The sequence below is a fragment of the Corynebacterium hiratae genome, from assembly GCF_009708045.1.
Taxonomy (GTDB): Bacteria; Actinomycetota; Actinomycetes; order Mycobacteriales; family Mycobacteriaceae; genus Corynebacterium; species Corynebacterium hiratae.
In genome coordinates, this window is the sequence record NZ_VIOG01000025.1 from 1 (window position 1) to 2,647 (window position 2,647).

A 2,647-nucleotide genomic window follows, 5' to 3' on the forward strand; every position below is an offset into this window, starting at 1 on the left:
TGTTCAGAAGACTGAAATGGTAGCGGTGTGGTGAGTATCTGGTAGCGCCTGAGTGAGTATCCGGTAGCGGTGTCTTACTCAGGCGTTGTTGGTGGTTATGTGTTGGTGGTGAGGCGCATGTTTGGTCCTTCGAGTGTGATGATCTCGGCGCCGGAGACGAGTCGGTTGAGGATTGACTCGGAGATCACGGCGTCGGGGATGGACTTGTACCACTCCAGTGGGGTGAATTGTGAGGTCACTATCGTTGAGACTTTGCCTTCCCGCCCGGCGAGGATGTTGAGAAGTTGGTGCGCGGTCGCGGCATCAACAGGTGTGGTCAGGAAGTCATCGAGGACTAAGACGTCGACGTCGTGGAGGTGCTGGATGAACTTCAGCCGTTTAGGGTCATCGGGTTGGAGGACTGCCAGTTCGGCGGCGAGCATGTCGGTGCGATAGAACCGTGCGGAGTAGTCGTTGCGGCATGCTGCTGTGATCAGGGCTTGGGCGAGGTAGGTTTTGCCGACTGAGGATTTGCCCAGGATGACAATGTTTTGGCCCAGGTGGCACCATTGTCCGTGAGCGAGTCTGCTGACTTGCTCGGGGTTGATGTTGCGGTCAGGCGTGCAGACCACGTTTTCAAGGCAAGCATCAAGGTTTGGCGATCGGGATGCTTTCAGCAGTTTGTTGATGCGTCGTTCACGCCGGGCCGCGACTTCTTCATCGAGTGCGTAGAGCACCTTTTGGGAAAACGTCCATGCGTCGAATGCAGGATCGTTGGCGATGTCGATGACGCTTCTGCCGAAGGCAGTCATCCGCAGCGCGGTGAAGTCGGGCAGGACGGACTCGTCGAGGAAGCGATCTGCTGGCGGGGTTGGTGATGACATGGGCTTTTAGTGTCCTTTCTTAGCGAGGTTGTCCATGCTGAACTGGTCTGCACCGCCGAGAAACGCGCCGGTGGTATCCCGGTCGGTGATTGCAGGGGCGGTGGGCTGGTTGACTGTGGTGCTGCGCGGGGCCTGGTCTAACCCGCGGGGCCGGGTGGCGTGTTCTTTGCGTATGGCGGCCATCATGTTTTTGACCGCGGTATATGACACCGCTCGTCGGCTGCCGTCGTTGGCCATCAGGCGCTGGCATGCCTCTTCCAGGATTGGTTTGTTGCCGTGTTTGCCCATCGACAGCACGTTTCTACAGGATTGGTACGCCTGGGCCGGGATGGCTTTCGCCGCGATGAGTTCTTCGATGACCTTGCGTGTTGCCGGGCCGGTTTTGCTGGCTTCGCGATAAAAGTAGTCGCTTGTCCACAGCCCACGGGTGGAGTCCATTCCAGATGGAATGTGCTCATAGTCAGTGACATAGGCCCCACGCTTATGCGAAACCCGGTGGGTTGCCACGGTTGTCCCCTGGTCAAAGACGGTCAAGACCTGGCCTGTGATGCGCACATCGACAGTGCGGCCAACAAGCTGGTGCGGAACGGAGTAGCGCACCGTTGCAACCGTGATATGGAAATCCGGGGCTACTTTCGCACGCTTCCACTCGGTATGTTGCCACGGGGTTGCCGGCAGGTCAGCAAGGAGATGCTGCTCGTGTGCTTCGAAGAGATCCCTGCGGCTTGACTGCTGACTGCGAAACGGCACGGAGGTGTTGATCGCGTCGACTAAGCCCACAATCTTTCCGTTGAGCTCGTCCAAGTCAACACACTGGTGGTCTTCAAGGGCGTGGATGATCTTGTGCGTGACGATCTTTACCGCAGCTTCCACATTTGCTTTATCCTTCGGCCGACGCGCGCGTGTGGGAAGTGCTGCTGTGTTGTAGTGCTCCAAGAACTGCTGGTAGGTGTCGTTGACCTTCCGATTCCTATCGGCAGTGCTGATTGCGTTTGATGCCGTCGACGCGTTATCGGGGACAACAACCTGGCAGACCCCACCGAAGTAGTCAAACGCTTGGCGGTGTGCATCAAGCCAGGACTGTTGCCGCTGGTCAACACACGCACAAGCAAACAGCATTCCTGAATACGGCAGCGAGGCGACGAAAATGCTGACTTTCGCACCCGGTGTGCCCGCAGGGTCGTACAGGCGCATCTTGTTCCCTGCCCAGTCCACCTGCATCGTATGCCCTGGTGCATGGGTGATCCGGGCGGTAAGCCCGGCCGCATCGACATGGGAGGCAACCAGCTGGCGGAACCGGTCGTAGCTGTAATGACGCTGGCCCGGCTGGGCGGGGGTGGTGGTGTAGCGAGCCCACAATACTTGCAGTGTCTGCTTCACACGTCCTGTGCGTGCTTTGACGACCGCGTCAAAGTCAATCGGGACGAACTCGCCTTGCCCGCTGGTGCGTTTATCAACGAATATCTCGTCCAGCTCGTCATTCGTCAACGCCGCGACCTGCTGGGCAGTAGTCAGGCCAAGGCTTCGCAGCGCTTGGTTCGCTCGGGAAATCGCGCGGTGCGAGCACCCGAGCTGGTCTTCAATCTGGCGGTAAGAACGCTTCCTAATCAGCAGCGTCATCACCGCACGGTAATCCGGCATAAGCGGACTCCTTCCAGTACGCGCCGCACCCGAGTGGTGCGGCTACCGGAAGTATCACCCCGAGCGCCGCGAGCTGCTACCAGAAACCCACTGAAGCGCTACCAGATAGTCACGACACTGCTACCAAATAGCCGGTCGCAACA

2 protein-coding genes are annotated in these 2,647 nt (G+C 58.6%); both read right to left on the bottom strand.

All coding sequences use genetic code 11. The annotated features are described in order from the left end of the window. Window positions 1–95: 95 nt before the first annotated feature. Window positions 96–863: an ATP-binding protein gene (locus tag FME68_RS12830; protein WP_158397775.1), complete on the bottom strand. Its 768-nt coding sequence runs from the start codon at window positions 861–863 to the stop codon at window positions 96–98. Window positions 864–869: 6 nt separating this feature from the next. Continuing rightward, window positions 870–2,504 carry an IS21 family transposase gene (istA, locus tag FME68_RS12835; protein WP_158397776.1) on the bottom strand — a complete coding sequence of 545 codons (1,635 nt, stop codon included), beginning with the start codon at window positions 2,502–2,504 and terminating at the stop codon, window positions 870–872. Window positions 2,505–2,647 lie beyond the last annotated feature (143 nt).